Origin of the sequence: Delftia sp. WSY_7, from assembly GCF_043104845.1 — a bacterium.
Taxonomy (GTDB): Bacteria; Pseudomonadota; Gammaproteobacteria; order Burkholderiales; family Burkholderiaceae_C; genus Comamonas; species Comamonas tsuruhatensis.
Map to the genome: position 1 here is coordinate 1 of NZ_JBICLB010000006.1, position 1,283 is coordinate 1,283.

The 1,283-nt window shown below is 60.3% G+C and carries 1 protein-coding gene; it reads left to right on the forward strand.

Going from position 1 to position 1,283, the window contains the following annotated elements; genetic code table 11:
• Positions 1 to 83 precede the first annotated feature (83 nt).
• Positions 84 to 1,271, forward strand: a complete 1,188-nt coding sequence (locus tag ACF8ME_RS04950; protein WP_392415502.1) for an IS481 family transposase — start codon at positions 84 to 86, stop codon at positions 1,269 to 1,271.
• Positions 1,272 to 1,283: the final 12 nt, after the last annotated feature.

Genomic DNA, 1,283 nt, shown 5'->3' on the forward strand with positions numbered 1-1,283 from the left:
ATAGGTGACACATCAGTACAAGGACATGGGTAACAGATCCAAGCTTGGCAGCTGGAGCCAACAGCAGCCAAGGAGCGATCACCATGCCCTGGAAGGAGTGCGCACCCATGGACGAGAAACTGCTCTTCATAGCCGACCACCTGCGCAGTGGCGTGCCGCTGAGCGAGCTGTGCAGGCGCTACGGCATCAGCCGCAAGACGGCCTACAAGTGGGTTGAGCGATACCGCCAACTGGGCATGGATGGATTGCAAGAACGCAGTCGCAGGCCCCACGGGAACAATCAGGCGATCAGCTATGCACAGCGCCGGGCCATCATTGAGCTGCGCACGCAGCAAAGGTCACAGATGGGGCCCAAGAAGCTGCACGCTTTGCTCCTGCAGCGCTGGGGCCCACAGGAGACACCCAGCAAAACCACCATCTACAACGTGCTGAAGGCTGAGGGGCTTGTTTGCAGCAGGCGTGTACGCAGACGCTCGGTGCCTACGGCCCAGCCCTTGCGAACGAGCAAGCAGCCCAATGGGGTGTGGAGTGCAGACTACAAAGGCCAGTTCAAGACAGCCGATGGTCACTGGTGCTATCCATTGACCATCATGGACCACGCCAGCCGCTATTTGCTGGCCGTGCATGTCTACGACAGCCCCAACTACGAGGATGCCAAACGCAGCTTCGAACAGGTGTTTCGGCAATACGGACTGCCCGAGCGCATACGCAGTGACAACGGTCCGCCGTTCGCGACTACTGGCGTGGCGGGCCTGTCACGCCTGGCGATATGGTGGATAAGGCTGGGCATCAGGCCGGAGCGCATCGAGAGGGGCAAGCCACAGCAAAACGGTCGCCACGAGCGGATGCACCGCACGCTCAAGCATGCCCTGGGCAAAGAGCCTGCGGCGGACAAAGCGGCATTGCAGATGCAGCTCGATGCCTTTGTGGAGCACTACAACCAGCAGCGCCCGCATGAGGCCTTGCAGCAAAGCATGCCGGCCCAGCATTACAGCGACTCGACCAGGCCATACCCCTCAAAGCTACCCGAGCTGCAGTACCCGAAGCATTGGGAAAGGGTTCGGGTCAGCCACAACGGCTTGATTTACTGGCGAGCGCTGCGGATCTACATAGGCTACCTGCTGGCGGGGCAGTGGATCGGGATGCAGGAGGTGGCCGCTGGCCAGTGGGATGTGTATCTGGGGCCGGTGCGACTGGGCTGCTTCAACGAAGAGGATGTGCGAGGACCCCAGAAGGACTATGTGAGCTTGAGGTGTTACCCATGTCTGTGAGCTGAGTTGTTA

Bases quoted from the DNA above. Each gene is read 5' to 3' on its own strand.
- ACF8ME_RS04950 (WP_392415502.1), top strand. From the start codon at position 84: ATGCCCTGGAAGGAGTGCGCACCCATGGACGAGAAACTGCTCTTCATA.